This is a genomic window from Wohlfahrtiimonas larvae, from assembly GCF_002006755.1.
GTDB classification, from domain to species: domain Bacteria; phylum Pseudomonadota; class Gammaproteobacteria; order Cardiobacteriales; family Wohlfahrtiimonadaceae; genus Wohlfahrtiimonas; species Wohlfahrtiimonas larvae.
The window spans coordinates 1-555 of sequence record NZ_MVDO01000195.1; the positions used below are offsets into that span (position 1 = coordinate 1).

Sequence of the window (555 nt, forward strand, 5' to 3'; positions counted from 1 at the left end):
TCTATATCATCATTTGCATGTATTGTTTTTAGTTCTATAATGAGGCGGTTGCGCAATGCAATGATGGTGTAGCTCCTCCGTGGTGGCAGTACCAAATCTTTGATATATATACCACAATTATAAGGAGTATTAGATATATGATGCAATCGGAAAGGATTTTAGAGCTGAGAAATGCTCCGATTCGTAGTTTGTTATGGAAGTATGCATTACCTGCTATTGTGGGGAGCACTGTTACTGCACTTTATAATATTATTACACGTTATTTTATTGGTAATGCAGACTATTTAAATGATGATGCGATGAGCGCTATGGGGTTAGCACTACCGATTATGACCATTTTAGCGGCGTTTGGTATGTTAGTTGGTGCAGGCGCAGGTAGTCGTATTTCGATCTTTTTGGGTAATGAAGATTATGATAAAGCTGAGAAGGTTGTCGGAACATCCTTGATTTTAACTTTTATCATTACCATTACTGTTTCGATGTCTTTTTTCATATTTTTAAAGCCACTTGTGCATTTTTTAGGTGCTGATGAAGGCACTTATCAATATACCTATG

General features: G+C 36.8%; 1 protein-coding gene. It reads left to right on the forward strand.

Annotated elements, in window-relative coordinates; all coding sequences use genetic code 11:
- Window positions 1–137: 137 nt before the first annotated feature.
- The coding region (locus BZK14_RS10535) for an MATE family efflux transporter (protein ID WP_245831316.1) at window positions 138–555 on the forward strand (418 nt) is incomplete at its 3' end.